We start from the raw sequence: 26,439 nt of genomic DNA, 5'->3' as shown, positions 1-26,439 counted from the left end.
CGGCCGCTTGCCGTTCGGCCCCGCAACGGCTGGGCTCAGCTGCGTGCGCTCCGGATCAGCATCCGGTTTGACGGCCGGGCTGAGCTGGGTGCGCTCGGGATCAGCGTCCGGTTTGGCCACCGGGCTGAGCTGCGTCCGCTCCGGATCGGCTGGATGCTCCTCGACCGGGCTGAGGCTGAGCCCCTTGACCGGCGTGAACTGCGTCCGATCGCCCGCGAGCGCGTTCCCGCCGAGCGGCGCGCGTTCCGGATCCGGCCCACGCCGAGGCCGCTCACCACGCCGGCTGTCGATCGCGGAACCGTCGCCGTCCAGGGCCGGACTGAGCTGGGTCTGCTCAAGCCCCGGCCCCCGCGAACCACCACGCCTCTGGCCAGGCTTGCCCCGCAACCGATCCGGCTCGAGGGCCTGACTGAGCTGGGTCCGCTCGAGCCCGTCCTCCGGCTCCGCGCCGTCGACGCCACTGGGCCGCCGCCCACCTGCTGCCCGCCGACCAGGCGTGTTCGGACCAGGCACCCGGTGCCCGCCGGAGTCCTGCCCAGGCGCCCGCTGCGCCTCGGGGTCGGGCCCGCCCGGCATCGCCGCCGATTCAGGGGCCATCGACTGCCCCGCGGACTCAGCGCCTGCGGCCCGTCGCCTGGCCGGGCCGGGCATCGGCATCGCCGCCGACTCGGGACCGGCTACCGGTGGCCCAGCGGACGCTCGTCGTCCTGCGGGACCTGGCGTTCGCTGACCGTCTGGATCGGGCCCGCCCGGCAGCGGCCTTGCCGCCGATTCGCCTGCCACCGCTTGCCCAGCGGACTCCGGCCCTGCCGCGCGTCGCCTTGCTGGGCCGGGCATTCGCTGTCCGTCAGGTTCGGGTCCGCCAGGCATCGCCGCAGACTCGGGGCCGCCCATGGGCTGCCCCGCGGACTCCGGCCCGGTAGCCCGTCGCCTCGCCGGACCGGGCATTCGCTGCTCGCCTGATTGGTGCCCGCCAGAGTCTTGACCGGGCGTCCGTGGCCCAGCGGAATCGGGGCTAGCCAACCGGTGCTCGTCAGGCGGCAGCGCCGCCGAGTCAGGACCAGCGCTCCGTTGCGCGGCCGCGCCGGGATCCGCGACCGGCTGCCCGCCAACGCCCGCCACCCGCGGTCCGCCCGGGCCAGCCATGCGCGGCCCGTCCAATTCCGGACCAGGCAACCGATGCCCGCCGGAATCCGGACCGGGCACCCGCTGCCCAGGAGCGTTCTCCGCCCCGTGCGGCCGCCGAGGCCCAGGCGGATCCGGCGAAACCGGAACCCCACCACCCTGCCGAGGCCGAGGCGGAAGCCCATCCGCCCGCCGACGCCGAGGCTGCATCCCCCGCTCCGGAGAACCCAAATCCTGCTCGGCACTCCCCGGCAGCCCGTCGTCCGCACGCCGCCGCGGTTCTCCCGGCCGCTCGCCCAGCTCCGCGGACCGGCCTTCCTCAAACCGACCGCCAGACTCGGCAACCCGCCCACCCGGCTCCCCACGACGGCCGCCGGTTCGCCCAGCTAACTCGCCAGAACCAGTCTCGTCAGGACGTCCACCTGCCTCGTGCCCGCCCAAGTCCCTGCGACGATCACCAGGCCCGCCGACGTCACCAGGCTGATAGGCCCCAGTCTCCCGACGTCGCGACTCAGCGCTCCGAACCTCGTCAACGGCACCATCCACCGGCGACCCGGCAACATCCGGAGCACCGTGTCGATTGCCGTCAGGCACCGCACCGCCGAAAAGCGCCCGTCCGCCTACTCGCGCGGCATTCCCGCCGTTGACGTCCGAAACACCACCCCGACGATCCCCGTTCGCCCGACGGCCGCCGGACAAACCATCGCCATCGCCCGAAGAACCATCGCGCCGGTCGCCGATCCCGTTGACCTGGCCATTCGCGGGTACGTCCGCTGTCGGCCCGCTGGCTCCGTTCCGGAGCTCGGAACCGTCGGCAACTTCTCGACCGTGCCGACTGCCGACGCCATTGGCCCGGTCAGAGGCCACACCGTCTTCCGCAGCACCACTGTTACGGTTGCCGCGGCCGTTCGCTCGCCTGCCGACCGAGTCGTCGATTCCGGCCGATTCGCCGTGCCGTCCGCCGATTCCGTTGCCGCGCCCGTTCGCCGATCCGCTAACTGGCGGGATGTCTGCCGCGGGCTCGCCGTGCCGACTGCCGATTCCGTTGGAGTAGCCGTTTGCCGGTCCGCTAACTGGTGCGGCCTCATCGGGCTCGCCGTGCCGTCCGCCGACCCCGTTGCCGCGGCCGTTTGCCGGTCCGCCAACGGGCGGGACATCGTCCGCCGCGGGCTCGCCGTGCCGACTGCCGAAGCCGTTTGCCCGTCTGCCCACCGAACCGGCGTCTTCTCCGGCCGGTTCACCGTGTCGACTGCCGACTCCGTAGCCGTTTGTCCGCCCGCCCGCTGGTGCGGCGTCGTCTACCGCGGGTTCTCCATGTCGGCCGCCGACCCCGTTGACCTGGCCATTCGCCGGTCCACCCGCTGGCGCGAGGCCGTCTGCCGCCGGCTCGCCGTGTCGGCTGCCGAACCCGTTGGCTCGCCTGCCGGCCGTGCCGTTGCTGCCTCCGGCCAGCTCGCTGCCGTGTGCGCTCGCTGCTGAAGCGTCGTCCTCCGCCGACCCGCCGTGTCGGCCGCCGACCCCGTTGACCTGCCCATTCGCCCGATCGCCGCCCAGATCCGAGGCGTCTCCCGGCCCAGCGTGCCGACTTCCGAATCCGTTGGCGTGCCCGTTCGCCCGCCGCCGGCCCGGTTCGGCGGGCAACCCGGTGCGACCGTTCGCCCCCGAATAACCAGCGTCCGGCTCGGCCCGCCGTCGTCCCGGTTCGGGTCGTTCGGCGTCCGCGCGGCGGCGGCCCGGCTCTGCCCGGCGGGCGCCCGGTTCGGCGAGCCGGCTCACCGGCTCCGAGAGTTGCGTCCCGGCATCCTCGGCGAAGGCGGGTCGTTCCCCGGTGTGCCGCGCGACCACGTCGGACACGCTGATGCCGCCGTGAGTGTCCATCGAACGGCGGCGTCCGCCTCGGGGGCGTGCCGTGCTGTCGGAATGGCGACCGGTGCCGGGGGTGTTGCGCTCGTCGGGCACTCGGTCTCCTCTCGCACGTCAGGCACCAGGCTGGGGCGGCTTACCTTTGAACACCCGGCGGCTTCGCCGGGTCTCCCAGGACTCGTCGTACCGGGGGAGCTTTTCGTTATCGTACGGATACCCGCCGTTCGTGACGACACCCTCCCGCGAATTTCTTCACCATGAGTCGCCCTAAGGCGCACTGAAGCGGACGAACAGGTGAAGTTCGGGTTCGGTGAATGGAGTAATCGCAGACGTGCGTTACTCAGAGTGCGTAATTACCTGCGCGGTCTCGCGGTCATGGAAAGCGACCTTGTTGCGGCCGGCCCGCTTCGCGGCGTAAAGGAGATTGTCGGCTCGATGGAGCTGCCGCGGCCCGGATTCGGTGCCGTGCGCGAGGCCGACGCTGATCGTAACCCGAAGGCCTGGCTGCAGTTCTGACCAGGGATGACGAGCGACCCGCAGGCGTGCGGCGTCGGCGACCCGGACGGCTCCCCGATGATCGATTCCCGGCAGAACGAGAGCGAATTCCTCGCCGCCGTACCGTGCACAGAACGCATCGGCAGGCAGCCCCTCCTGCAGGAGATCGGCGACCCGACAGAGGACGCGGTCGCCGAGAAGGTGACCGTACGTATCGTTCACGGACTTGAACCGGTCCAGGTCGACCAGGGCGACGGCCACCGCGGCCGGCAGTTCGGGCAGCCGCTGGTCGAGGTAGCGGCGGTTGTAGCTCGAGGTGAGCGGGTCGCGAAGACTGCCCGCTCGGGCAATGTCGAGCGCCGAGCGCAGGTGCCGGTAGGCCCGCCGCCAGTCGCCGCGCGTCGCGAACAGGTCCGCGATGGACTCGTGCAACGTGAGCAGGTCTGGCGCGGTCTCCCCCGTTCCGAGCTCGTCGTCCGCCGACACTCTGACCTCCGCCACTCCATCGTTTTCGTCGTAAAGGAGCGGCGGCTTGAGTCATCGGTACGTTCGAAGGTGAATTTCGCTCAAGTGGACGACGGACTTCCGCTGATGTCACGCAACGGAGTTCTCCGCCTCAGAGCGCGGAAAAGGGCTTTTTGTCCTTGAGCTGCGCGAATTGATCACGAGCCCAGTAACTCGCGTCAGTCGTCGGATCCGTGATCCACTGTGTGTAATCGGCCCAGGAAATCCATCGCCAGCCGCCCACCTCTTCGGGATTCGGCCGCGGATCGACGTCCGTCCACGCGGCGAACACCGGACAGAACTCGTTCTCCACGATCCCCTGGAAGGGCGGCGTGCGGTAGCGGTACGTGGGCAACACGCACTCGAGGTCCTCGAGCCCGGGCAGCCCGAGTTCGTACGAAGCCCGCCGGCGCACGGCGGTCTCCAATGCTTCGGCTGGCGCGGGATGACCGCACACGCTGTTGGTCCACACTCCCGGCCACACCTTTTTGTGCGGCGCGCGTTGAGTGATCAGCAGGGCGTTGTCCGAACGGCGCAGGACGTAGCAGGAGAACGCGAGGTGCAGCCGCGTCTCGGCGTGATGACTGGCGAGCTTCGGCCCGGTCTCCCCGGTGGGCACGCCGTCCTCGGTCACGAAGACGACGCGTTCGGTTTCGGCTTCAGTGCTGGTGTCCACTCCGGATACTGAACACCACGCACCTACCGGCCGATACCGCGAGCCGGGTGGCCGTTTCGCCCGATTCGAGTGTCGGATCTTCACGCAGCGCTTGAATCCTCGTCCCGCCGGACACCCAGCCGAACGACGGCGCAGGCCAGACCGGGTGTCACCGGCTGCCGAGATGCTCGACGATCAACGAGGTCAACGCCTCCGGCGCTTCCTCCGCTACCCAGTGCGACACCTCCTCCAGCATCTCGAACCGGTACGGCCCGGTGCACCAATTCGCCGTGTCGAGCGCGGCGGCCGAGCCGAAGGCGACGTCCTCTGTGGACCACACGTACATCGCCGGCACCGAAATCTTGCCGATCTTCCCGCCCGGACGCCCGGCTCGGTACCAGTTCAGCGCGGCGGTGAGCGCACCTGGTTCGGACAGTCGCTGGACGTACTCGTCGATCTTGCTCGGCGGGATGCGCCGGTCGAAGATCTCGCGCAGCGCTTTGGCGTTGTCGGCCAGCATGCGCTGCTCGGTCGCGGGCGTTTGCCGCCACTCCGTCATATAGGCCGACCGCAGGTGCTGGTCCTCGTCCGTCCGCAGCGCTTCGGCGAGCGCCCCGGGATGCGGCGTGGACACCACGGTGAGGCTGCGCAGCCGGTCGGGGTGCTCGTCGGCCGTCCACCACGCGACCGCGCCGCCCCAGTCGTGGCCGACCAGGTCGAACGTGCTCCAGCCGAGCGTGTCGGCGATTGCCACGACGTCGGACACCAGCGACGCGATGCCGTATTCGGCCGGGCGCTCGGGCCGCACGTCCGGCGAATAACCGCGCTGATCCGGCGCGATCGCGCGGTATCCGAGCACGCCGAGCGTCGCCACCTGGTGCTCCCACTCCACGGCGGCCTGGGGAAAGCCGTGCAGCAGCAGTACCGGTCGGCCGTCTTCTGGGCCGGCCGCGATTGCGTCGAAGGATCCCGCATCGGTCGGGATCGTCAGCTGGTCGATCACGAGACGCACTCTACGGACAGGCACCGACAGTTTCGGGCGGTCTCTCGCTGTCACTGTGATCTGAGCTACATGGGAACAAATAAGTTGAGTCGCTCGTTGGCAACTTTGCAAGGCTTGGTCAGCGCCCCAGCAGCTGGCCGCAGTTGTCCGAAAGGGGATTCGACATGCTGATCCGCACCGACCCGTTCGCCCAGTTCGACCGCCTGACCCAGCAGGTCTTCGGCAGTCAGGGGACCGCGCCGCGCTCCGTCCCGATGGACGCCTATCGCTCCGGCGACGAGTACGTCATCCAGTTCGACCTCCCGGGGATCGCACGCGACTCCATTGACGTGAGCGTCGAGCGCAACGTGCTCACCGTCCGCGCCGAGCGCACCCCGGTCGCGGTCGAGGACGCGCAGGTCCAGGTGTCCGAGCGGCCGCGCGGCAAGTTCTCGCGCCAGCTGTTCCTCGGCGACACGCTCGACACCACGCGCATCGCCGCGGACTACGTCGACGGAGTGCTGACGCTGCGCATCCCGGTCTCCGAGAAGGCCCAGCCGCGCAAGATCACTGTCGGCGGCGCGCCGCAGGAGATCGACGCCTGAGGTCGCGAACCCAAGTTGTCCCCAGGTTGTCCACAGTGGGTTGTGGATAACCTGGGGACAATTGCTATCCGCGCAGGTCAGCTGGGGATACCCGCTCGCTCGCCCGGCTGCCGCTTGCGCACTAGCGGCGCGATTGTGCGGTTGAGGACGAAGTACTCCGCGACGACCACGCAGATCGTGATCGAACCCCACGCGCTCGTCGTGTAGATGTCGGCGAAGCTCAGCGTCGGGAAGATGCCCTGCATCGCCGCGCCGATGCCGAGAAAGCCGCGGAGCACGACCGCGGCGAAGCTCAGTGCGTAGTTGCGGATCATCCAGATGCGGTGGAGCTGGATCTGGCCCTGCCGGATGAAGGTGTAGCCGCGGTAGAGCGTGTAGAGCCACGCGACGGACAGCAGGTAGAAGGCGATTTGTGACGAGATGCCGTCGACCGAGAACGTCGCTGCCACGAGTGCGGCGACCGCGGCGAAGATCATGCTCACCACGTAGACGCGGCCGAGCACCCGGTGGAGTTTCGGTCGACGTGCGCGCAGTTGTTGGGCGAACTGGAACGGTCCGATCAGCAGCACCAGGCTCGCGGGCAAGGCGTGCAGCACGATCGTCAAGTAGTGCAAGGCGATCCCCGGGTTGAGCGGGATCCGGCTCAAGGTCGGGTCGCCGGTCAGGTAGGTCGCGGCGGAGAACAGCGCTACGCCGACGGCGGACACCGCGACGGCGGCCCAGGCGATCCGTCGGCGGCTGCGGCGGGGAACGGCGAAAGTCATCACGAAACTCCTGCTCGGACTGGGTCTGTGCAGTGAGCGTCTCGTGATGGCGGGGATGGCCGTGTCGGCGAGAATTGCGTAGATCGGGTGGTACGCGCGGGTTTGCCGTCGCTGCTGGTTCGGCGAGGTGTCGAGTTCGCGGTCGCAGTTGTGATGGGACCTCTGCGGTGCAGTGGAGTACGCGACGGCAGGGTTCCCAGTTTCCGAACCACTGCTGCGCAGGCAGCGGTGAAACTGGTCTTCCCGGCCGACGGAGACCGTCGTGTTTTGCCCTAGTGCCGCGGTGATCAGCTCGGCCGATCCCTGCTGGTCAGCCTCCGGAGTGCATGTCCTCGGCCTCGGGGACGCAGTCGTCGTCCGGGTCGTCCAGCCAGCCGTGCGGGAGCGTCACCTTGCCCGGCGAGCCCTGGCGTCCGCGCGGGCCGGTGGCGGCCTCGGGGAAGGGGGCGTCGTGGTCGAGCTGGGCGATGAGGTCGTCGAGTTGGTCCATCGACGAGAGCATCGCGAAGCCGCGCCGCAGCTCGGAGCCGACCGGAAAGCCCATCAGGTACCAGGCCATGTGCTTGCGGATGTCGCGCATCGCCTTGTCGTGGCCGTCGTGCTCGATGAGCAGTTCGGTGTGCCGGCGCAGGACGCGCGCGACTTCGCCGAGGTTCGGCCCGGCCGGAATCTCCCGGCCCTGGAAAGCGGCTTCTAGTTCGCCGAACAGCCACGGCCGACCGAGGCAGCCGCGCCCGACGACGACGCCGTCGCAGCCGGTCTCGGCGACCATGCGGAGCGCGTCGTCCGCGCTGAAGATGTCGCCGTTGCCCAGCACCGGAATGCTGGTGACGGCCTCCTTGAGAGCGGCGATCTTGGTCCAGTCGGCCTGGCCGGAGTAGCGCTGCGCGGCCGTGCGCGCATGCAGACTGACCGCGGCCGCGCCCTCGGCTTCGGCGATGCGTCCGGCGTCGAGGAACGTCCGATGATCGTCGTCGATGCCGACGCGGAACTTCACGGTGAACGGAACACCGCCTTCATCCGCCGCCTTCGCCGACTCGCGCACAATGTCCGCGAACAGCCGCCGCTTGAACGGCAGCGCCGCGCCGCCGCCCTTTCGCGTCACCTTCGCGACAGGGCAGCCGAAGTTGCTGTCCACGTGGTCGGCGAGGCCTTCGCCAACGATGATCCGGACCGCCTCGGCCATCGTCTTCGGGTCGACCCCGTAAAGCTGCATGGACCTCGGCTTTTCGTGCTCGCCGAAGGTCATCATGTGCATCGTGCCGGGGTGCCGCTCGACGACCGCGCGGGCGGTGATCATCTCGCATACGTAGATGCCCGCGCCGTACTCCTGGCAGAGCTGCCGGAACGCCACGTTGGTGATCCCCGCCATCGGAGCGAGCACGACGGGAGGATCGACCTGGTAGGGGCCGATCTTCAACGTGGGCGCGGTCAAGGTGGCAGTCACGCTTCCATTGTCGCCCGTGACGTACGGCACACGCATCCGGGCAGCTCCGCGGTCGCGAGACCATCTCGTGTCCAGCCTTGAGTAGTGCTACGGATCCGATCATCGCGCCGTTTCTCCGACGATGTCCGGTATGACCACGGAAGCTGCAACGCTCCACCGCTTGGCAGGCGAACTGGACGACCTCGGCCGCCGCCTGACCCACGTAGGCGCCGAACTCCGCGCAGTGCACCTCCAGCCCGAGTCGGCCACCGATCAGCCCGCGCTGGCCACCGACAAGCCCGCCGAGGCATCCGGCCCAGACGCAGCGGCCTCCCAGCCGACGCCAGGCCACCCGAGCGGCCACGCCGAGCTGGCAGCGTCGACCGGGGAGTCGTCGCAGTCGGCCTTCTCGCCCGGCCTCACTCAGCCGGTCAGCTCCGACGCGGCGGCGGAGGGCATTGCCGACGTGGCAGGCGCTTCCGCTGCGCTGGGTCAGGCCGCCGCGCCGGGCGAGCCGTCCGAGTCAGGCCGCCTCACCGAACAAGGCCACCCGGCCGAACAGGGCCGCCCTACCGAAGAGAGCCGCTCCACCGAACAGGGCCAGCCCGCCGAACAGGGCCGCTCCACCGAACAGGGCCGGGCTGCCGAAGAGGTCCGGGCCGCCGAGTCAGGCCGCTCAGCTGGGCCAACTCAGTCTCCTGCACCTGGTCACCCTGCCGCGCAGGGCTATCCGGCTGCTCCAGGCCAGTCGCCCGCCCCGGGCTACCCAGCTGCGCAGGGCGGCCCCTACCTGTACCCGGCCTACTCGGCCGCGCACGGTGCGGCGTTCCACCCCCACCCGGGTTACTACCCGCACAACCCTTACGCAGCTTCGTATTCCGCCCAATCTGCGGCCAGCGCGACCCACCCGTCAACACCGCAACCCGGCACCCAACAGCCAGGCCCGGACGGTCTTGCAGCTGGACAGTCAGCCCAAGAACACCCGCAGGCAACCGCCCAGCAGGTGCCGTATGGCCAGAGGCTCTTCGCTCAACCGCCTTTCGGCTATCACCGCTACACCCCATCTCCGACGCTCCGTGAGCGACTCGGCCGTGAAGGCGCCGGTTCGCGACTGCTGGCGTGGGTCGGCGGCGCGGTGACGTTGCTCGGGGTTGTCCTGCTGCTGATTCTGGCCATTCAGCGCGGCTGGCTCGGCCCGCTGCCGCGGGTGGCAGTCGGCGCCGCGTTCGGCGGAATCCTTGTCGGCGCGGGCGCTTGGCTGCACCGCAAACCGGCCGCGCGCACCGGTGCGTTCGCCCTTGTCGCCACGGGGATCGCGACGCTCTACCTCGACACTGTCGCTGCCACCTCCTTGTACGATTTCCTACCGGTTCCCGCCGGGCTCGCGGTCGGCTTCGCGATCGCGGTAGGCGGACTTTTGCTTGCGGTCAAATGGGATTCCTCTCTCTTGGCGAATGCCGTGGTGGGAGGATGCGGAGTGTGTGCGCCCCTGATCACTTGGGGCTTCACCTATGAACTCGTGACGTTCCTTCTCATGATCCAGATCGCGACCGTTCCTGTCCACCTCCGACGGTCATGGTCGCCACTTTCGTTTACTGCAGCCATTCCGCCCTTGACAACGGCGCTGATCGGTACCGGGCTGCGCACCTTGCCGGTGTGGGCAGTGATTGCCGCCGGTGTCGTCAGCGCGGCGACGGCGCTGATCACGTTGCGGCGTAACGATAATGAGCCCTACTCGCTGGCCGTGCTCGCTGTTGCCCCGCTGCCTGTCCTGGCTGCCGCACTGCTTCTGCACCGGCCGGAATCCGTGTTTCTGGCGGGCGGAACGGCGGTCGTGCTCATCGCGACCTGGCCCATCGTGCGGGGGAATTCCGGTACTGTCGCGGGAATCGCTGGCCTCGTCGCCGCGATGCAAGCGACTGTCACGCAGTTCGATGGCGGGGCGGTCCTGCTCGGCGAAGCGGTCGTGCTCGCTTTTGCGGCGAAGTTCACGCGGAACCGGTTCGCGCTAGGCGGTTCTCTCGCCTTCGCGGTGATCGGCGGCCTGTTCGTGCTCGGGTCGGAGCTGACGCTGCCACTGCTGATGCTCCCGCACTGGCATCCGCGGGATCTTCTTTTCGCCGCACTCGCCTCTGCTGCGCTTCTCCTCGCCGCCGCGATCGCGTTGCCATGGGCGGCAATTCGGCTCAATGTGGTGAAATCGGCCAGTCTTGCGCCTTGGCTGCCCGCAGGACTGTGTGCGCTCTACGGCGCTGCTGGTCTGGTGCTCGCCGCGTCCATGCTCGTGTCCCCTGGTCGGGTCGGATTCCTGGTCGGCCACACGCTAGTCACGGTTTCCTGGACGGTGGTCGCGTTTGTCCTTCTCCTGCGCGGGATCGAGGTGGTCGCGTTGCGGATCGCCGGGCTGGTGCTGGTGGCTGCCGCGGTGGCGAAGCTCGTGTTGTTCGACCTTGCCGCGCTGGACGGTTTGGCCCGAGTGGGCGCTTTCCTCGGCGCTGGCGTGATCCTGCTCGTGGCGGGAGCACGGTACGCGCGGGTTGTCGCGTCGCGCTGATTCGCGAGAAGTCCCCCGATCCGGGGAATCGAGAATGATCTCGAATCGGAGGATTTCCCTTTTGTGTCAACAAAAATTTACTGTAGTGACAGTGGCTGGAGACGGCCCGGGGCGTCCTCGGTGCGGGCTGATGTCGCGGAACTGTCGGTGGCTCGTGGTTACCTGGGAAACCTACCGAGGAGGTACCCGACCATGACCTACACCCACGACCCGAAACTCATCCAACGCGCAGGCGAGTCCGTCGCATGGCTCACCACCGTGACTCCGAGCGGCCGCCCCGCGCCGAGGCCAGTCTGGTTCGTGCTCGACGGCGAAGACATCGTGGTTTTCAGCCGGCCTGGTACGGCCAAACTCCGGCACCTTGCCGCCAACCCGGAGGTGAGTTTTCACTTGAACAGCGACGAACACGGCGGGAGCATCATCGTCGTCAACGGGCGCGCGCACATCGACGAAGCCAAAGCCTCTGAAGCTCCCGGCTACCTGGCGAAGTACCAACGGCATTACGCCGGTATCGGGTTCGCCGATCCAGCCGCCTTCGACGCCGACTACTCGGTGCGGATCCGGATCGTGCCTGAGAAGTCCTGGGGGTTTTGAGGGCGTTCCGGATTCAGAAGCCGACGTTCAGGCAGGCCAGCCGCCCACCCGCGGTTCCGGCGTGCCCGGGGTTGGTGTGGGTATGGGTTTCGTGGATTACCACGGACTTCGCCCGTCGTTCGCCGAATTTCCAGTCCACAATGGAGGTTGCATGACCGATGCCTGAGCGGTCGGTGGTGAAGTCGAGCCAGATCTCGTTGCGCGGGTTGGCGTAGGCCGGATCCACCGATGGCTTCACCGGGTCCGGCACGTGCTGGAAGTGTCCGCCCGCGGCGTCACCGGTGGCGCCGCAGGAGTTCACGTGCGCGTGTGCACCGTATTCGTGCTGCGGCAGGAGGCCGCTGATCACCAGCACGGTGGTGGTGCCGACGCGGCTGCCGGACAGGGCGGAGACGTGCGCCCTGGCCCCGGCGGGCACGAGATCCGGGCGGTAGGTGACGGCTTGGCTGCCCGGTGTGTATGCCGCGAACGTGCCGTGGGCGGTGGTGAAGCGCAGTGGTGAGGCCTCGGCCGGAGCTGCTGCGACGGTGGTGGCCGAGAGGCTCGTGACGGTGAGACCGGCGGCGAGGGCCGTAGAAAGGAACTTAGGGAGGAAATGCATGAAACTTCTCTAACTAGTCGGCGCGTGCCGTGCCATGTTCTCCACTCGAACGTGTGGAGGTCTCCCGGATCTCGGGACGGCTTTCGTTCGGGCGTGAGGTGCGCTGGGGCGTCGGTTGGGGCGGCAGCGGGAGCGGCCAGATTTAGACGTGGGCCAAGCCGTGCCGCTAGGCAGGTGGTCAGGCCGGGCCAGGCTCGGGTGGGAGCGCGGGCTTCTGTCTGGACGCAAGGCGTGCGGCCGCGCTTGGCATTGGTGCTGGTGCCGGTCGTGTCGCGGTGACGGAGTCCTGGTGCACTCCGCTGACAGGAACGGGCCGATGGGCCGGATGCGGCTTGGGCGGCGGTTGCGGCGGAGGCGAAGGCCGCTCGACTGGCCTGGGCGAGTTTTCGTGCGATGACGCGTTGGGTACTTGGCAGCGTGGCAGCGTCGGACTTGCCCGGCGATGCTTCGGCGAGCACCGGTGGAGCCTGACATGCCTGACGACCCGAACAGCGCCATGGGGTTTGACGGCCGTCGTGCGGACGTCCACGGGTCGGCAGAGGCCGGTGGACCGGTCGAGGCTGGTGGGTCGCCGGAGAGTGGCCGGCCGGCGGACTCCGGCGGGCAGGCCAGCGGCGGCGGATCGACCGAGGGCGGGCAGGCTAGCGGTGGCGAATCTCCCGGCGGCGGGAATACCGGCGGCGGTCAACCGGTCGACGGTGGGCTGGCGAGCAGTGGCAAACCGGCCGACGGTGGGCTGGTGAGCGGTAGCCGACCGACTGACAGTGGGTTGGACGGCGGTGGCCGACCGACTGGCAGTGGACTGGCCAGCGGCAGCCGATCGGCTGGCGGAGGGCTGACGGAAAGCGGCGGACCTTCGCAGCGCACCGGATCGTCGGACGGCACTGGCTCCTCGGAGGGCGGCGGGTTCGCTGCGGTCGGCGGGTCGGCGCGGGTCGGCGGGTCAGCGGAGCTAGACGACGACGTCGAGCACACTGGCGAGACGCGGAACCAGATGCTGCAGCGGAACGTCGGCGAGCTGTTGCAGGAGTTGCGGGTCGCGCAGGCGGGCGTTCAGATCCTTTTCGGATTCCTGCTGTCGGTGGTCTTCACGGGCCGGTTCCACGACGCCAGCGGGTTCGAGAAGACGCTGCACCTGCTGGCGGTGCTGCTCACCGTCGCGGCGACGGCGTTGCTGATCGCGCCTGCGGCTTGGCATCGCATGCTGTTCCGGACTGGGCGGCGGGAGGAGATCCTGCGGGTTGGCAACCGGGTCGTGCTTGTTGGCTTTGGGTGTCTTGCCGCGGCGATCACGGTCACCGTGGCGCTGATCGCGAAGGTCTCTTTCGGACCGGTTGCGATGGGGCTCGTCGGTGGGATGGCGGTGTTGCTGTTCGGGCTGTTGTGGTTCGCGGTGCCGGGCATGCTCGTCGGCGACCAAAGGCGACGCGACGGTCACTGAGCGGCGTCGGTGCGTGCCGGATTTGTCCTGCACAGGACAGAAATGGAGCTGTTCATCGAGCCGTCGGCAATTGTTGCCGTAGCGGTTGGGGCCGGCCCGTAGCTTCCTGCTCGTGACTGACTCTTCACGGCGGAACTTCCTGCGCGGTGCCGGAATCCTCGGTGCCGGCGCGGCGGTGTCCGCGCTGCCTGGTCTGAACGGGATCGCCGCGGCTGATCCCAGTGTCGCTCGCCGGCCGGACGGTGACAGTCCGCGGTTCACGATCGCGGTCATGCCGGACACCCAGTACCTGTTCGACGAGGACCGGGGCGACTCGACGCCGGTGGACGCGTCGTTGTCGTACGTGCTGCGCCACGCGCACGACGACAACGTTGTCTTCCTCGCGCACCTCGGCGACCTCACGCAAAACGGGCAGGCGCGGGAGTTCGCGGGCATCAGCCGGTCGTTCCAGGCGCTCGACCGGTTCCGGTTCCCGTACAGCACGCTCGCGGGCAATCACGACATCGACGGCTCCACCGACGACCAGCGCGGGCGCACGCCGTACCTCGACGCGTTCGGGCCGCAGCGGCAGCGGAACTCGCCGACTTTCCGCGGCTCCTCGAAGGACGGCTACAACACCTACCACGTGTTCCGGGCCGCCGGTCGGGAGTGGCTGGTGCTCGCGATGGACTGGCGTCCGTCGGCGGGCGGTTTCGCGTGGGCGAAGCAGGTTCTCGCGCAGCACCCGCGGATGCCTACCATCCTGACGATCCACGAGCTGGTCAACTCCGACGAGCAAGGCAAGGCCTTCCTGTCGGACTTCGGCCAGCAGGTCTGGGACCAGTTCGTCAACGAAAGCGACCAGATCTTCCTGACCCTCAACGGCCACTACTGGCCGCCGAGCCGTCTGGTGAAGCGCAACGCCGCCGGCCACGACGTCCACCTGCACCTCACGAACTACCAGGACCGCTACTACGGCGGCAGCGGCATGATCCGGCTGTACCAGTTCGACGTCGCCCGCGGCGTGATCGACGTCCGCACCTTCTCGCCGTGGCTCGACGGCAAGCGCGACCTCACCGAACTCGAGCGCATCGAGGCCGAGCGCAGCACCGACGTCGACTACTTCAGCATCGACATCGACTTCGACAAGCGGTTCGCCGGTTTCGCGCCCGTTCCGGTGCCGCCGGCCCGCCCGGTGAAGCCGCAGCTCGTGCCGGGCACCGTCGCGTACTGGCGGTTCGAGGGCGGCCGCGCGGGCTCTCCGGTGCCGGACAACGCGGTGATCAAGGACCTCACCGGCCGCGGCAACGACCTGCGCCGCATGACCGTGCCGGGCAGCGGGCCGACGGCGTTGACTTACTCGGCGGACTTCGCGTCTCGCCAACCATCGCGGGCGAGTCTTCGCTTCGACGGCGCGCGCAATCCCGGTCGGGGCGCGTACCTCCAGACCGTCGACAGCGCACCGATGAACAGCCTGACCTTCCAGCGCGGTTACACCGTCGAAGCGTTCGTCCGGCTGCCGGAAGACTTCCGCGACGGCACCCACGGCTGGTGCGGCATCTTCGCGCGCCTCGGCAACGGCGGCGCGGCCGGGAAGTCCGGCGATGACCCGAACGAATCGGCCGCGACCTTCAGCGTCTCGGACGGCGCGGAGCTTCAGTGGGCGGTGTTCCCGTTGAACCAGAACGGGATCTCGACCAACTGGGGCCACGAACTGCCGCTGGCGAAATGGTGGCACGTCGCGGTCGTCAACGACGGGTGGCGCAGCACGCTGTACGTCGACGGCTGTCCGCTGCTGCGCAATCCCAAGACACCGGCGATCGGCCTGGCCAATCCGGGCGGCGGCTGGCTGATCGGCGCGTCGTCGTACCGGGGCAAGGTGGAGCGCAGCTTCTACGGCGAGATCGGCGAGGCCCGGGTGGTCGACCGGGCGCTGGCTCCGCGGGAATTTCTGCTGGGCTGACCGGCGGCGTCGAGTGGCCGCTCGGCAATTGCGGCTGGCGACCACGGTTCGCGAGGCGGACGCGGCGGCTGGGGATGAGGGAAAGTGGCGCGGCGGCTCGGGATTACGGAAGACGGGTGCGGCGGCTGGGGTTGCGGAAGACGGGTACGCGGCTGGGGATTGCGGAACCGACTTGTTGGCGGAAGGCCGATACGGAATCCAGCTCGCTATTCCGATTGCGCAGCAGGCAAATTCGACTGGTGCGACCGTTCGGGGGTATTAGCAAAACTGATGGCTTCGGCCAGTCGGGCTAATCGGGGAAGGGTTTGTAATGGCCAGCAGTTAAGAGCATCGGAGTGGCTGGTCGCGAATTCGTCGGTGGCGAGCGTTGGCCGCGGGGCATTTTTTCGCGGCCAGCGCTGTTCCGATGAGTGGGACGCAGGTCTGCTGTGCGGAGGGCACGCGGAAATCGGCGAGCGTTCCCGTGCCGGGGACTGGGGCAGGGAACGTCGGTGTGCGACCGGAGGCGGTCCAGCGTCGATGCTGGGACGGGATTCCGGGGGCATGGCCGGTGCCGTTGCCGGAACCGGTGCTGATGCCGGAGTCGCGTTGCCTGGTCGGCACGGATGCCGGGGCTCGGGCTGACGCCCGTTGCCGGGACCAGCGCCTCCGCCTTCGACGGTGACGCCGGGTGGTGCGTGTTGCCGGACCAGCGCGGATGCCCTGGCTGGCGGTGGAGCTCGTTGCCGGGGCCAGCACGGGTGCTGGAACCGGTGGTCGAGCCGGGACCGGCGTCGTTGCCGGGACTGGTGCTGACTTGCTTTGTCGCCGGGTCAGCGTCGTTGCTGGAACTGGCGGCTTAGCCTGTTTGTCGCTGGACCGGCGTTGTTGCTGGAGCTGGCGGTCAAACCTGCTTCGTTGCCAGGTCAGCTTGTTGCTGGAGCCCGTGGTCAGGCCGGAGTCGGATGCCGCGCCAGCGTCGTTGCTGGAGACGGTCGCCGGGTTGAGCCCGTGCTGGCCAGCGTCGTTGCTGGGCCAGCAGTGGGGCCGGGAATCAGTGCCGGAACTGGCGTTTGGCTGGAGCCCGTTGCCGGAACGGGACCTCGTCGCCTGGACCAGTGCTGATTCCGGGACCGGTGTTCGTGTCGGAGTTCCGAGGCCGGGTCCAGTCCGGTTCGGGTACGCCGAGCCAGGCCTGGGGACCAGCCCGGTCCAGTCCGCGGAGTCGCGCCGACGCAGCCGGGGTACCGGTCCGATCCGGACCGGCCGTGTCAGCCCTAGCGCGCCAGACCGAGGACATCGTTCGATGACCCGAGCCGGGCGCTCTAGCCCGAGAGCTAGGACTGAAAGTCCAGCTCAAGCCGCGTGCTCCGGTCTGAGGACCAAGACCGAAAGCCCTGCCCGCGCCGGGCGCTCCAGCCCGAGAACCGAGGCCGAAAGCGCTGCCCAAACCGAATGCTCCGACCCCAGGACCAAGACCACAAGTCCGGCTCAGGAACCCAGTCAGGCATCCGCCCAGCTGAAGAACCCTGCCGAGCAACCGGTCCGTCCGCGCCGGGTGGAGAACCCAGTCGGTTGGCAAGCCGCGCAGCTCAGGCCGGGAACCCCACCGAGAACCCAGTCCGAGCACGTCAGATCGTGGACCCGACCACGAGCCCGACCACGCGCTCACCAAGAGCCCAGCCACGAGCCCGACCACGAGCCAGGCCGGAAACCCGGCCATGGACCCAGTCGCGAACCCAACCCGCGGATCAGGCGGTCAGCCTTCCCCACGAATAGTCCTGTTTCGCGAGCTTCAGGTACACGAACAGCTCCGTCGCGACGACTCCCGCGATGGGCCGTACCTCGTCGCCGAGTACGGACAGCAGGTGGTCGTCGTCGCGGCACAGCAGTTCCGCCAGCAGGTCGAAGCGGCCCGAGCAGAGTGCCACCTGGTGTACGTCGGCGACCTTGGCCAGTTGCTGGGCCACTTCGCGGGCGTCTCCGTCCACCGTGATGCCGACCATGGCCCTTCGGGTCAGGTCGACGTGTTCCGGCGAGGTCACGGCGACTATCTGCACCATTTCCTCTCGCAGCAGCCGTTGTACTCGCTGCCGCACCGCGCCTTCCGAAAGACCCACCGCCTTGGCCAGTGCGGTGAACGACGCCCTGCCGTCTTCCTGTAACAGCGTGATGAGCGTCCGGTCGGTCCCGTCTAGCGCTCTCGGAGCACGCGGTTCCTCGATTTTCGTACGGTTTTCGTCACCCATGCCGTCCCTCCCTGTGTTTCGGCATGTGATTCGTCAGACGCGCAGCGTATCGGCAGGAGCCGGAGAGCAGGAGACCCTTTCCCGTTTTCTTCTCCAGATGGCGGACATGCGGCCGCCGTTCTGGCTCGGGCAAACGCCGGGTACGGTCGCGGACCGCCGATCTTGAGGAGGAATATTCCAATGACCGAAGCCGTCGCCGCGCCGGTGGTGCCGGCCAAGGGGCTCCGCTCGAACGCGCTGGGCATGGTGTCTTCGACGGTGATCGGAATGTCGTCGACCGCCCCGGCTTATTCGATCGCGGCGACGCTCGGGTTCCTCGTGCTCGCCGGAACGGGGTTCAAGGCCGCCGCGTTCGTGTTGCTGTCGTTCGTCCCGGTGCTGTTCGTCGCTTTTGCCTTCCGGGAACTCAACGCGGCCGAACCCGATTGCGGCACCAACTTCACCTGGGCGACCCGCGCGTTCGGCAGTCGCGTCGGCTGGATGACCGGCTGGGTCGTCCTCGTGGAGCAACTGCTGGTGATGAGCAGTCAGTCGGCGCTGACCGGCCGGTACACCCTGCTGCTGTTTGGTCTAGACGACCTGGCCGGCAACCGCGCGGTGACGACGGCGATCGGGGGCGCGTGGCTGCTCGCGCTGTGCTGGCTGTGCTACCGCGGCATCGAGGTGTCCGCACGGGCGCAGTGGGTCCTCCTCGGCATCGAACTCACCGTCCTGGTGATCTTCTCCGCCGTAGCGCTTTCGCGCGTCTACAGCGGCACTGCGGGCCCGCAGGCGACGACGCCGCAGTGGGACTGGCTGTGGCCGAACGGGGTCAGTGTCGGGACGGCGGTGTCGGCGGTGCTGCTCGCGGTCTTCATCTACTGGGGCTGGGAGAGTTCGCTTTCGGTGAACGAGGAATCGGCTGATCCGCGGCACGCGCCGGGCCGGGCGGCGATCCTCTCCACCGTGCTGCTGGTGCTCAACTACCTGCTGGTGACCGTCGCCGCGCTGGCTTTCGCGGGCGTCGGCGAGCACGGGATCGGGCTGGCCAACGAGGCGAACGCCGAGGACGTGCTCGCCGGGCTGGGCGGCGCGGTGTTCGGGACGTCCGGGTTCGGCAAGGTCATGGGGGTGCTGCTGATCGTGTCCGTGCTGACCAGCGGTGCGGCCACGAGCCAGGCGACGATCATGCCCGCCGCGCGCACGACGTTGTCGATGGCCAGTCACGGCGCGCTGCCCAAGGTGTTCGGCCGGGTGCACCCGAAGTACCAGACGCCGTCGGTGACGACGTGGGCGTTCGGGTTGGTGTCGCTCGCCTTGTACGTGCTGCTGGCGTTGTGGAGCCGCAACGTACTCGCGGATTCGGTCGACGCGGTCGGGCTCACGATCGCGATCGAGTTCACGGTGACGGCGCTTGCTTGCGTATGGGTGTTTCGCCGGACGCTGTTGTCGAGCGTGCGCAACTTCCTGCTTCGCGGGTTACTGCCCTTCGTAGGCGGCGTGTTCTTCCTGGCGGTACTGGTGCTCGCGGCGATCGCGTACGCGAAGCCTGACGCCGGAGAGACCACTGTGTTCGGCATCGGCGGTGTCGCGGTGATCGGCGTCGTAGCGATCCTCGTTGGCTTCCCGTTGATGTTTGCCGTGCAACGCGCCTGCCGTGACTTCTTCGCCGGGCGACGTCTGACGCGCGGCGCCGTTGCCCGCGACGGTCAGACCATCGAGAGCTAGCAGCGGCGAAGCAGGTCTTCTTCGGTTTCGCGGCGTACGAGGAGCGTCGCGTGTCCGTCGCGGACGCCGACGAGTGGTGGGCGGCCGACGAGGTTGTAGTTCGACGCCAGCGAGTGGTGGTAGGCGCCGGTGCACGGTACGGCCAGCAGATCGCCGACGTGGATGTCGTCGGGCAGGCAGACGTCCGCCAGCACGTCGCCGGACTCGCAGTGCCGTCCGACAACCGTCATCGGCGTACGCGCGGCCTTCGTGCGACGGCCGACGAGACGCGCGGTGTAGCGCGCGCCGTACAGCGCGGGGCGTGGGTTGTCGCTCATGCCGCCGTCGACAGCGACGAAGGTGCGCGCGCCGCGTTTCACGGCACACACGCGGTAAACAGTGATGCCAGCCGGTCCGACGATCGCTCGGCCGGGCTCGATTGTCAGTCGTGGCAACGGGAAGTCGCGTGACGAGCATTCGTAGCCCAGTGCGACGCGGAGGCGTCGTGCGTACCCCTCGAGGTCGAAGGACGCTTCACGGTCGGCGTACGGCACTGCGTGGCCGCCGCCGAGATCCAAGTCGCGCAAGGTGATTCCGTAGTGGTCGCGGATGCGGACGAGGACTTCGACCATCTTCCGCGCGGCTTCTTCGTAACGGTCCACACGGGACACTTGCGAGCCGATGTGGCAGTGCAGTCCCGTTAATTGGAGGCTCGGTTGCGAGAGCACTGCTGCGACAGCGCGGTCGACGTTGTCGCGTACATCGGGGCGCAGCGAGAAGCCGAACTTCTGTCCTTCGGTGCCTGTCGTGATGGCGGCGTGCGTGTCGCCGCTGACGCCCGGCGTGACGCGGATGAGAACGCGTTGTGCGCCATGGGCAAGGGTGCCGAGTTGTTCGATTTCGTCGAGAGAGTCGAGGACGATGCGGCCGACGCCGTACTGCAGCGCGGCTTTCAGGTCTTCGGGCGTCTTCGCGTTGCCGTGCAACAGAATGCGCTCCGCGGGAAAACCGACAGCGCGCGCGACGGCGATCTCGCCGGCGGAGCACGTGTCGAGTGACAGTCCTTCTTCGGCGACCCAGCGCAACACTGCTCGCGTACAGAGCGCCTTGCTCGCGAAGGCGACGTCAGCCTCCGGCAGCGCACGGCGATACGCGCGGGCCGTGCTGCGCACCTGTTCCTCGTCGAGAAGGTAAGCGGGCGTACCGAAGCGCGCGGCCAAGTGGCTGACCGGCGCGCCAGCGAAGAGCAACTCACCGCCTTCGCCGAGCTTCGTGCCTTGCGGCCAGAGTCCCGGTTCTAGATGGTCGGCGGCCTCGCAGCCAAGACTCGGGAGCAGCTCGCTGAGCGTCACGGTTACCTCCGGTCGATGTCGATCGCGGCGAACATCGCCAGCACACGCCGCCGACCCCGGACCGGGGCGTCCCGGCAACGGGCCCCTGACGGTCCCGGCGGTCGTGCTGACGTGTTCTTAACGCGCGAGTAACCTCCGCCACACCCCGGTTGAGCTGGGCTTTGCTGAGTTTTCCGGGGCCCGGCCGTCTTATCGGACATGGTTGAACAGATGACAGACTTCGCGAGCGAGACCGAGCCGTACCGGCACGAGCTGCGGGTGCACTGCTACCGGATGCTGGGTTCGTTCGACGAGGCGGAAGACCTGGTCCAGGAGACTCTGCTGCGCGCGTGGCGCGGCCGTTCGACGTACGAGGGCCGCGCGAGCCTGCGGGCGTGGTTGTACCGGATCGCGACCAACGCGTGTCTGGACCACCTCGACGCACACCCGCGCGAGCTGCCGACGCTCGATCTTCCGGTCACGCACGACTCCGACCTCGCGCCGCGTCCCGATGTCGCGGTGCCGTGGTTGCAGCCCGCGCCCGACAGCGCGCTTCAGCCGGACGCTGTCGTCGTCGCGCTCGAGACGGTGGAGTTGGCGTTCCTCGCAGCCATCCAGCATCTTTCGCCGCGACAGCGGGCTGCGTTGGTGCTTCGCGACGTACTCGGCTGGTCTGCGCGCGAAACGGCTTCAGCGCTCAGCACGACGCCTGCGTCGGTGAACAGCAACGTGTTGCGCGCGCGGGCCGAGCTGAAGGAGCACTTGCCTACGCGACGTACGGAGTGGGCGTCGGCGTCCGCGAGCGACGAGGAACGGGCTGTCGTCGCGAAGTACGTGAAGGCGCTCGTAGAGCATGACGAAGCGGCCTTCGCCGAACTGTTGCGCGAAGACGTGCGTTGCAGCCACGCGCCTGGCGCTGGCGGGCATATGGGAGCGGAACCGACGTGGTACGCGGGACGGGCTGCTGTGCTCGAAGGCTGGGCACCGGCGTTGCATGGCGGGGCCGCTGCCGAGTTCCGCGTTGTCGAGACGCGCGCGAACGGTCTGCCCGCGCTCGCCACGTACGTGCGCACAGCCGGAGAGTTCCGGGCCTTCGGACTGGTGACGCTGCGTCTGGACGGCGGCCGCGTCGCGGAGGTGACCACCTTCGGTCCGGAAGTCTTCCCGGCTTTCGACCTCCCGCCAGCGCTCTCCTGACGCGTTACGCAAGCCCCCACGCGGACAGGATTTCGAACAGCTGGTCCCGTTCGGCGGCCGTCAGCAGCCTGCTCGGCGGCCGCACGTCGGGGCGGCACAGGCCGAGCTGGGAGAGCGCGTCCTTGACCACGCTGACGTTGTTGGCGTTGCCCTCGGCGGCGCGCATCTGCTCGAACGGGCGGATCCGGTCCCATATCTCCATCGCCCCGGCGAAATCGTGGTTGCGCAGGCGGCGGAACAGGTCGAGCGAGATCTGCGGAGCGACGTTCACCAGGCCGGAGGTGAAGCCCGTCGCACCGACTGCGAAGTACCCAGGGGCGGACAGCTCGGCGAGGCCCGCGATCCACACGAAGCGCTCGTACCCCGCGTCGCGCGCGACAGTGCGGAAGCGCACCGGGTCCGGCACTGCGTACTTCACGCCGAGCACGTTCGGCGCGACATCGGCGAGCTGCGCGAGGTCTGAACCCTCGATGGCGGGGTTGCGCACGTACAGGACAACCCCGAGTTCGGGCACTTCGTTCGCGATAGCGCGGTGGTAGTCGATCCAGCCCGCGCGCGAGACGTACGGGTGCACGGGCTGATGGATCATCACCATGTCCGCTCCGGAAGCGCGCGCGTGCTTCGCGGCCTTCACGGCTGTACTCACGTCATGGCCGACCCCAGCGAGGACGCTCGCCTCGCGCGCGGCCTTCGTGGTGACTTCGAGACACTGCCGCGTTTCTTGCTCGTCGAGCGCGTAGAACTCGCCGGTGTTGCCGTTCGGCGTGACGACCTCGACGCCGTTCAGCACGAGCCGTTCGACAAGCCGCTCGTACGTCTCGGCGTCCACGTCTCCGACCGCGGTGAACGGGGTCACCGGGATCGCCACCACGCCGGCGAGCCGCTGTCGCTGTTTCTCGAACGCCACGAGCAGATCCGATCTGATATATGATGTCTCGACGCACGGAGCGTAACACGCGGATCTGCGGGACAAGTGTCCTGATCTTTGGGATAAGCGTCCCAGTTCGGCGTTAGCGAAGGCTGGACCTGGAGAAAAACAGGGTGGGCGAAGGAGAGTCGCTGAGTACCGTGGTCCGGTGCCTGATGCGATTTTCGCCGATCCCCGCCTCGCGCCGATCTACGACACCTTCGATGGCGACCGGGTCGACCTGCCCGCGTACGTCCGCATCGCCGACGAGTTGAACGCTCGCCGGGTGCTGGACGTCGGCTGCGGGACGGGCTGTCTGGCGGTCTTGCTGGCCGGAACCGGACGCACGGTCGTCGGCGTCGATCCGGCCGAGGCGTCGCTCGACATCGCGCGGGCGAAGGACCCGAGGGTCGATTGGCGGCTCGGGGACGCGACAACCCTGCCCGCGCTCGACGCGGATCTCGCGGTGATGACTGGGAACGTCGCGCAGGTCTTCCTGACCGACGACGACTGGGCCGCGACCCTCCGCGGGATCCGGACGGCCTTGAGGCCCGGCGGGCACCTGGTGTTCGAGACCCGCCGGCCGGACTACCGCGCCTGGGAAACCTGGGACGTGCCGCCGCACACCCGCGAGGTGCCGGGGATCGGCGCGGTGGAGCAGCGGGTCGACGTCACCGAAATCCGGCTGCCGTTCGTCTCGTTCCGCATGACTTACACGTTCCAGGCCGACGGCAGCGTCCTCACCTCGGACTCCACCCTCCGGTTCCGCAGCCAGGACGAGGTGGAGGCAAGCCTGCGAGAGCAGGGTTACCGAGTCGCCGACATCCGGCAGGCACCCGACCGGCCGGACCGCGAGTTCGTCTTCCTCGCACAAGCCGAGTGAGTCGGCCCGCCCCGGTCAAGGGCGGGCCGGAAACTCAGCGCAGAGCGTCCAGCGCGAACGCGGTGTACATGGCCACCCCGGCCGCCATCGCCGGTTCGTGGAACCTCACCCGGTTCGAGTGGTTGTCCTCCGTGGTCGCCGGATCCGCTCCCGGCTCCCGGGCCCCGATGAACGCGAACGTCCCCGGAACCCGTTGCAGCACATACGAGAAGTCCTCCGCGCCCATGATCGGGGTGGTCAGCTCCTCGGCGTTCTCCGCGCCCAGCACCTCGGCGCCCAGCGCCAACACCTCAGCCGCCACCTGCGGGTCGTTGACCGTCGTCGGGTAGCCGGGGTCCACTCCGGCCGACACGCGGCATCCGTGGGCCGCTCCGACCGCCTCGCACACTTTCGGCAGTTCCTCGCGGACGAAGGACCGCGTCGCCTCCGACAGGGTGCGAATGGTCCCCTCGAGCACCGCCGTCTCGGGGATGATGTTCGTCGTCGTCCCGGCCACGATGCGGGTCACCGAGACCACTGCCGGGTCGAAGACGCTGATGCGACGGGTGACCATCGTCTGCAGTGCGCCGACCATCGCGGCCGCGGCCGGGACTGGGTCGATGGCGTCGTGCGGAGCCGAACCGTGGCCGCCGCGGCCGGTGACCTCGACGCTGAACGTGTCGGCTGAGGCCATCATCGGTCCGCCGCGCACCTGCAGGACTCCGCTCGGGCTGTTGGCGATCGTGTGCAGGCCGAAGGCTCGCGTGACGCGCGTGCCCGCCGCGTCCAGCACGCCCTCGTGGATCATGTGCCGCGCGCCGTGGAGGCCTTCCTCGCCCGGCTGGAACATGAACACCACCGAGCCCGCGAGGTCGTCGACGCGCTCCGACAGCAGCCGCGCCGCTGAAGCGAGCATCGCGACGTGCGTGTCGTGTCCGCAGGCGTGCATCGAACCGTCGATCTCGGACGAGAACTCCAGGCCGGTGTCCTCGGTCAGCGGCAACGCGTCCATGTCGGCCCGCAGCAGGATGGCCGGTCCGGGACGGGCTCCGCGCAGCACGCCGGTGAGCGACGTCGTGGAGCGGCCGTCGGTGAGTTCGATCGGCAGGTCGGCCAGTGCGGCGCGGATCGCCGCCTGGGTGCGCGGCAGCTGCAAGCCCTGTTCGGGGTGCCGGTGCACGGCGCGGCGGAGCTCGACAGTGCGGTCCTGCAGCTGCCGAGCGGCGTCGAGCAGCCCGGCGTGCCGATTGCCGGGGAGGGTGGGGAGGTCGGTGGGTCCGGTCATGGCTCGATAGTGGCACCTCGCACGCTTCGGGCGCACCGTGCGTGCGTTCGTCAGCGAGGCGGAATACGGTGTGCGCATGGCGGTGCAAGAGCCGGTCACGGGCTTCGCGATAGCTGTGGTCCGTGAAGACGGTCGGTGGCGGTGCAGTGCGCTCGATTCTTCGGCGCTCACAGAATTGGACGCGGCGATCACCGAGCTGGGGAAGCTCCGGTCGACCGGGGCGGCGTTCGGCCTGCTGGCCGTCGACGACGAGTTCTTCGTGATCGTCCGGCCCAGCCCGAGGGGACCGTCGCTGCTGCTGTCGGACGCCGCGGCGGCGCTCGACTACGACATCGCGGCGGACGTCCTCGACGTGCTGCGCGTCGACCCGCCCGACGAGGACGACGACGCCGTGTGGCCCGAGGGCGACCTCGACATCCTGGCCGACCTCGGCCTTCCCGGCGGCGAGCTGGAGGTGATCGTCGGCGAGGTCGACCTCTACCCCGACGAGCAGCTCCAGATGATCGCCCAGCGGTGCGGGTTCGAGGCCGAGTTCTCGAAACTGCTGGACCAGCTCTGAGACGGCCGGACGACATCGAGGCCGTGCGGGCCGCGCTGGACGCGGCCCGCGCTCCTGGTGCCGACGTGCCCATCGGCGCGGTCGTCTTCGATCCGGACGGACGTCCGCTGGCCGCCGCCCGCAACGCGCGCGTCGAGCTGGCTGACCCCACCGCGCACGCGGAGGTCCTCGCCCTGCGCGCGGCGGCCCGCAAATTCGGCGACGGCTGGCGGCTCGAAGGCTGCACGCTCGCGGTCACGCTGGAGCCCTGCACGATGTGCGCCGGCGCACTCGTGCTCGCCCGCGTCGCCCGGCTGGTGTTCGGAGCCTGGGAGCCCAAGACGGGCGCGGTGTCGTCGCTGTGGGACGTCGTGCGCGACCGCCGCCTCAACCACCGGCCGGAAGTCCTCGGCGGAGTGCTCGAAAACGACTGCGCCGCCCTGCTCGAGGCGTACTTCGCGGACCGTCGGCCCGGGGCCGAGTAACCCCCGCCGCACCCGCTGTCGGGGGTCCGGTATTGTTCTCGGCGGTGGCGTGTCCGAGCGGCCGAAGGAGCACGACTCGAAATCGTGTGACGGTTAATCCCGTCCGTGGGTTCAAATCCCACCGCCACCGCCACCGCCGTAGAGACGGCGTTCAAACCCCCGGTCGAGATCACTCGGCCGGGGGTTTGGTTTTCTGTCGGGACGTTTGACCGGCCCAGGCAACCGCCGACGAGAACACGGTGACGTCGTTCGATACTTCCTAGTGATTACCCGCCTCATCGGAACTTGGCGTGGAACGTGCTGCTGCTGTCGGCGAGCGCAAGCACCCGCAAGCTGGCGAACGGCTCGGTGAACCCCGCTCCCACGATA

Annotated in this window: 20 protein-coding genes, 1 tRNA gene and 1 pseudogene; 12 read left to right on the top strand and 10 right to left on the bottom strand. The window is 68.8% G+C overall.

Annotation, left to right across the window (positions count from 1 at the left end; genetic code table 11):
• The first annotated feature begins 1,698 nt into the window (after positions 1 to 1,698).
• The gene (locus tag ACFXI3_RS11260; protein WP_378399436.1) at positions 1,699 to 2,604 is read left to right on the top strand and encodes a hypothetical protein; all 906 of its coding nucleotides are present in this window, start codon (positions 1,699 to 1,701) and stop codon (positions 2,602 to 2,604) included.
• 720 nt (positions 2,605 to 3,324) lie between these two features.
• Here the strand turns inward: ACFXI3_RS11260 and ACFXI3_RS11255 are convergent.
• The 3 genes from ACFXI3_RS11255 to ACFXI3_RS11245 all read right to left on the bottom strand — a co-directional run bounded on the left by ACFXI3_RS11255 (position 3,325) and on the right by ACFXI3_RS11245 (position 5,645).
• Entirely contained in the window at positions 3,325 to 3,984 is a 660-nt protein-coding gene (locus ACFXI3_RS11255; protein WP_378399435.1) for a GGDEF domain-containing protein, read from the bottom strand.
• A 115-nt stretch (positions 3,985 to 4,099) separates the two neighbouring features.
• Positions 4,100 to 4,663 carry an isopentenyl-diphosphate Delta-isomerase gene (gene idi, locus ACFXI3_RS11250; protein WP_344266123.1) on the bottom strand — a complete coding sequence of 188 codons (564 nt, stop codon included), beginning with the start codon at positions 4,661 to 4,663 and terminating at the stop codon, positions 4,100 to 4,102.
• Between the two features lie 148 nt (positions 4,664 to 4,811).
• On the bottom strand, positions 4,812 to 5,645 hold the full coding sequence (locus tag ACFXI3_RS11245; protein ID WP_378399434.1) for an alpha/beta fold hydrolase: 834 nt from the start codon (positions 5,643 to 5,645) through the stop codon (positions 4,812 to 4,814).
• A gap of 164 nt (positions 5,646 to 5,809) precedes the next feature.
• Between ACFXI3_RS11245 and ACFXI3_RS11240 the strand changes: the two genes are divergently transcribed.
• The gene (locus tag ACFXI3_RS11240; protein ID WP_344266118.1) at positions 5,810 to 6,229 is read left to right on the top strand and encodes an Hsp20/alpha crystallin family protein; all 420 of its coding nucleotides are present in this window, start codon (positions 5,810 to 5,812) and stop codon (positions 6,227 to 6,229) included.
• 77 nt (positions 6,230 to 6,306) lie between these two features.
• On the opposite strand, the gene ACFXI3_RS11235 is transcribed toward ACFXI3_RS11240, so the two are convergent.
• Both ACFXI3_RS11235 and dusB read right to left on the bottom strand, forming a co-directional pair.
• A complete protein-coding gene (locus ACFXI3_RS11235) occupies positions 6,307 to 6,993 on the bottom strand; it encodes a DUF2306 domain-containing protein (RefSeq protein WP_344266116.1) in 687 nt (228 codons plus the stop codon).
• Positions 6,994 to 7,303: 310 nt separating this feature from the next.
• Complete coding sequence (gene dusB, locus ACFXI3_RS11230; RefSeq protein ID WP_378399433.1) at positions 7,304 to 8,476, bottom strand: tRNA dihydrouridine synthase DusB; 1,173 nt, start codon at positions 8,474 to 8,476, stop codon at positions 7,304 to 7,306.
• A gap of 94 nt (positions 8,477 to 8,570) precedes the next feature.
• On the opposite strand from dusB, the gene ACFXI3_RS11225 reads away from it, so the two are divergent.
• Together ACFXI3_RS11225 and ACFXI3_RS11220 are read left to right on the top strand one after the other, a co-directional pair.
• Positions 8,571 to 10,973: a DUF2339 domain-containing protein gene (locus ACFXI3_RS11225; RefSeq protein ID WP_378399432.1), complete on the top strand. Its 2,403-nt coding sequence runs from the start codon at positions 8,571 to 8,573 to the stop codon at positions 10,971 to 10,973.
• 192 nt (positions 10,974 to 11,165) lie between these two features.
• On the top strand, positions 11,166 to 11,567 hold the full coding sequence (locus tag ACFXI3_RS11220; protein WP_378399431.1) for a TIGR03667 family PPOX class F420-dependent oxidoreductase: 402 nt from the start codon (positions 11,166 to 11,168) through the stop codon (positions 11,565 to 11,567).
• Positions 11,568 to 11,580: 13 nt separating this feature from the next.
• Here the strand turns inward: ACFXI3_RS11220 and ACFXI3_RS11215 are convergent, their stop codons facing one another.
• On the bottom strand, positions 11,581 to 12,168 hold the full coding sequence (locus ACFXI3_RS11215; RefSeq protein ID WP_378399430.1) for a superoxide dismutase: 588 nt from the start codon (positions 12,166 to 12,168) through the stop codon (positions 11,581 to 11,583).
• Positions 12,169 to 13,135: 967 nt separating this feature from the next.
• Here ACFXI3_RS11215 and ACFXI3_RS11210 point away from each other — a divergent pair.
• A pseudogene (locus tag ACFXI3_RS11210) lies at positions 13,136 to 13,609 on the top strand (DUF6328 family protein); the annotation flags it as partial.
• A gap of 112 nt (positions 13,610 to 13,721) precedes the next feature.
• Positions 13,722 to 15,551 carry a LamG-like jellyroll fold domain-containing protein gene (locus tag ACFXI3_RS11205; RefSeq protein ID WP_378399429.1) on the top strand — a complete coding sequence of 610 codons (1,830 nt, stop codon included), beginning with the start codon at positions 13,722 to 13,724 and terminating at the stop codon, positions 15,549 to 15,551.
• Between the two features lie 1,730 nt (positions 15,552 to 17,281).
• Here the strand turns inward: ACFXI3_RS11205 and ACFXI3_RS11200 are convergent.
• Positions 17,282 to 17,779, bottom strand: coding sequence for an Lrp/AsnC family transcriptional regulator (locus ACFXI3_RS11200; protein WP_116202834.1), 498 nt, complete (start codon positions 17,777 to 17,779; stop codon positions 17,282 to 17,284).
• A gap of 180 nt (positions 17,780 to 17,959) precedes the next feature.
• Here ACFXI3_RS11200 and ACFXI3_RS11195 point away from each other — a divergent pair, with 180 nt between their 5' ends.
• Positions 17,960 to 19,486: an APC family permease gene (locus ACFXI3_RS11195; RefSeq protein WP_378399428.1), complete on the top strand. Its 1,527-nt coding sequence runs from the start codon at positions 17,960 to 17,962 to the stop codon at positions 19,484 to 19,486.
• Here the strand turns inward: ACFXI3_RS11195 and lysA are convergent.
• Complete coding sequence (gene lysA / locus ACFXI3_RS11190; RefSeq protein WP_378399427.1) at positions 19,483 to 20,817, bottom strand: diaminopimelate decarboxylase; 1,335 nt, start codon at positions 20,815 to 20,817, stop codon at positions 19,483 to 19,485. The genes ACFXI3_RS11195 and lysA overlap by 4 nt on opposite strands.
• A gap of 210 nt (positions 20,818 to 21,027) precedes the next feature.
• Between lysA and ACFXI3_RS11185 the strand changes: the two genes are divergently transcribed.
• Positions 21,028 to 21,993: an RNA polymerase subunit sigma-70 gene (locus ACFXI3_RS11185; protein WP_378399426.1), complete on the top strand. Its 966-nt coding sequence runs from the start codon at positions 21,028 to 21,030 to the stop codon at positions 21,991 to 21,993.
• Between the two features lie 4 nt (positions 21,994 to 21,997).
• Here the strand turns inward: ACFXI3_RS11185 and ACFXI3_RS11180 are convergent, their stop codons facing one another.
• Positions 21,998 to 22,900 carry a dihydrodipicolinate synthase family protein gene (locus ACFXI3_RS11180; RefSeq protein WP_378399425.1) on the bottom strand — a complete coding sequence of 301 codons (903 nt, stop codon included), beginning with the start codon at positions 22,898 to 22,900 and terminating at the stop codon, positions 21,998 to 22,000.
• A gap of 169 nt (positions 22,901 to 23,069) precedes the next feature.
• Between ACFXI3_RS11180 and ACFXI3_RS11175 the strand changes: the two genes are divergently transcribed.
• On the top strand, positions 23,070 to 23,783 hold the full coding sequence (locus ACFXI3_RS11175) for a class I SAM-dependent methyltransferase (protein WP_378399424.1): 714 nt from the start codon (positions 23,070 to 23,072) through the stop codon (positions 23,781 to 23,783).
• A 34-nt stretch (positions 23,784 to 23,817) separates the two neighbouring features.
• Here the strand turns inward: ACFXI3_RS11175 and ACFXI3_RS11170 are convergent, their stop codons facing one another.
• On the bottom strand, positions 23,818 to 25,047 hold the full coding sequence (locus ACFXI3_RS11170; protein WP_378399423.1) for a M20 family metallopeptidase: 1,230 nt from the start codon (positions 25,045 to 25,047) through the stop codon (positions 23,818 to 23,820).
• A 76-nt stretch (positions 25,048 to 25,123) separates the two neighbouring features.
• Here ACFXI3_RS11170 and ACFXI3_RS11165 point away from each other — a divergent pair, with 76 nt between their 5' ends.
• The 3 genes from ACFXI3_RS11165 to ACFXI3_RS11155 all read left to right on the top strand — a co-directional run bounded on the left by ACFXI3_RS11165 (position 25,124) and on the right by ACFXI3_RS11155 (position 26,203).
• The gene (locus tag ACFXI3_RS11165; RefSeq protein WP_344266077.1) at positions 25,124 to 25,606 is read left to right on the top strand and encodes a tRNA adenosine deaminase-associated protein; all 483 of its coding nucleotides are present in this window, start codon (positions 25,124 to 25,126) and stop codon (positions 25,604 to 25,606) included.
• A gap of 23 nt (positions 25,607 to 25,629) precedes the next feature.
• Positions 25,630 to 26,070, top strand: a complete 441-nt coding sequence (locus ACFXI3_RS11160) for a nucleoside deaminase (protein ID WP_378399422.1) — start codon at positions 25,630 to 25,632, stop codon at positions 26,068 to 26,070.
• Between the two features lie 43 nt (positions 26,071 to 26,113).
• Positions 26,114 to 26,203: transfer RNA gene (locus ACFXI3_RS11155), tRNA-Ser, on the top strand.
• The last annotated feature ends 236 nt before the right edge of the window (positions 26,204 to 26,439 follow it).

Source organism: Amycolatopsis sp. NPDC059235, assembly GCF_042754125.1.
Taxonomy (GTDB): Bacteria; Actinomycetota; Actinomycetes; order Mycobacteriales; family Pseudonocardiaceae; genus Amycolatopsis; species Amycolatopsis albidoflava.
The sequence above is the reverse complement of the archived record's forward strand: the minus strand, read 5'-3'. Positions and strand labels throughout refer to the sequence as shown.

Excerpts from the sequence above, each read along its gene's own strand:
- ACFXI3_RS11240 (WP_344266118.1), top strand. The coding sequence starts at position 5,810 with ATGCTGATCCGCACCGACCCGTTCGCCCAGTTCGACCGCCTGACCCAG.
- ACFXI3_RS11235 (WP_344266116.1), bottom strand. The coding sequence starts at position 6,993 with ATGACTTTCGCCGTTCCCCGCCGCAGCCGCCGACGGATCGCCTGGGCC.
- dusB (WP_378399433.1), bottom strand. The coding sequence starts at position 8,476 with ATGCGTGTGCCGTACGTCACGGGCGACAATGGAAGCGTGACTGCCACC.
- ACFXI3_RS11225 (WP_378399432.1), top strand. The coding sequence starts at position 8,571 with ATGACCACGGAAGCTGCAACGCTCCACCGCTTGGCAGGCGAACTGGAC.
- ACFXI3_RS11220 (WP_378399431.1), top strand. The coding sequence starts at position 11,166 with ATGACCTACACCCACGACCCGAAACTCATCCAACGCGCAGGCGAGTCC.
- ACFXI3_RS11215 (WP_378399430.1), bottom strand. The coding sequence starts at position 12,168 with ATGCATTTCCTCCCTAAGTTCCTTTCTACGGCCCTCGCCGCCGGTCTC.
- ACFXI3_RS11200 (WP_116202834.1), bottom strand. The coding sequence starts at position 17,779 with ATGGGTGACGAAAACCGTACGAAAATCGAGGAACCGCGTGCTCCGAGA.
- ACFXI3_RS11195 (WP_378399428.1), top strand. The coding sequence starts at position 17,960 with ATGACCGAAGCCGTCGCCGCGCCGGTGGTGCCGGCCAAGGGGCTCCGC.
- ACFXI3_RS11185 (WP_378399426.1), top strand. The coding sequence starts at position 21,028 with ATGACAGACTTCGCGAGCGAGACCGAGCCGTACCGGCACGAGCTGCGG.
- ACFXI3_RS11170 (WP_378399423.1), bottom strand. The coding sequence starts at position 25,047 with ATGACCGGACCCACCGACCTCCCCACCCTCCCCGGCAATCGGCACGCC.
- ACFXI3_RS11165 (WP_344266077.1), top strand. The coding sequence starts at position 25,124 with ATGGCGGTGCAAGAGCCGGTCACGGGCTTCGCGATAGCTGTGGTCCGT.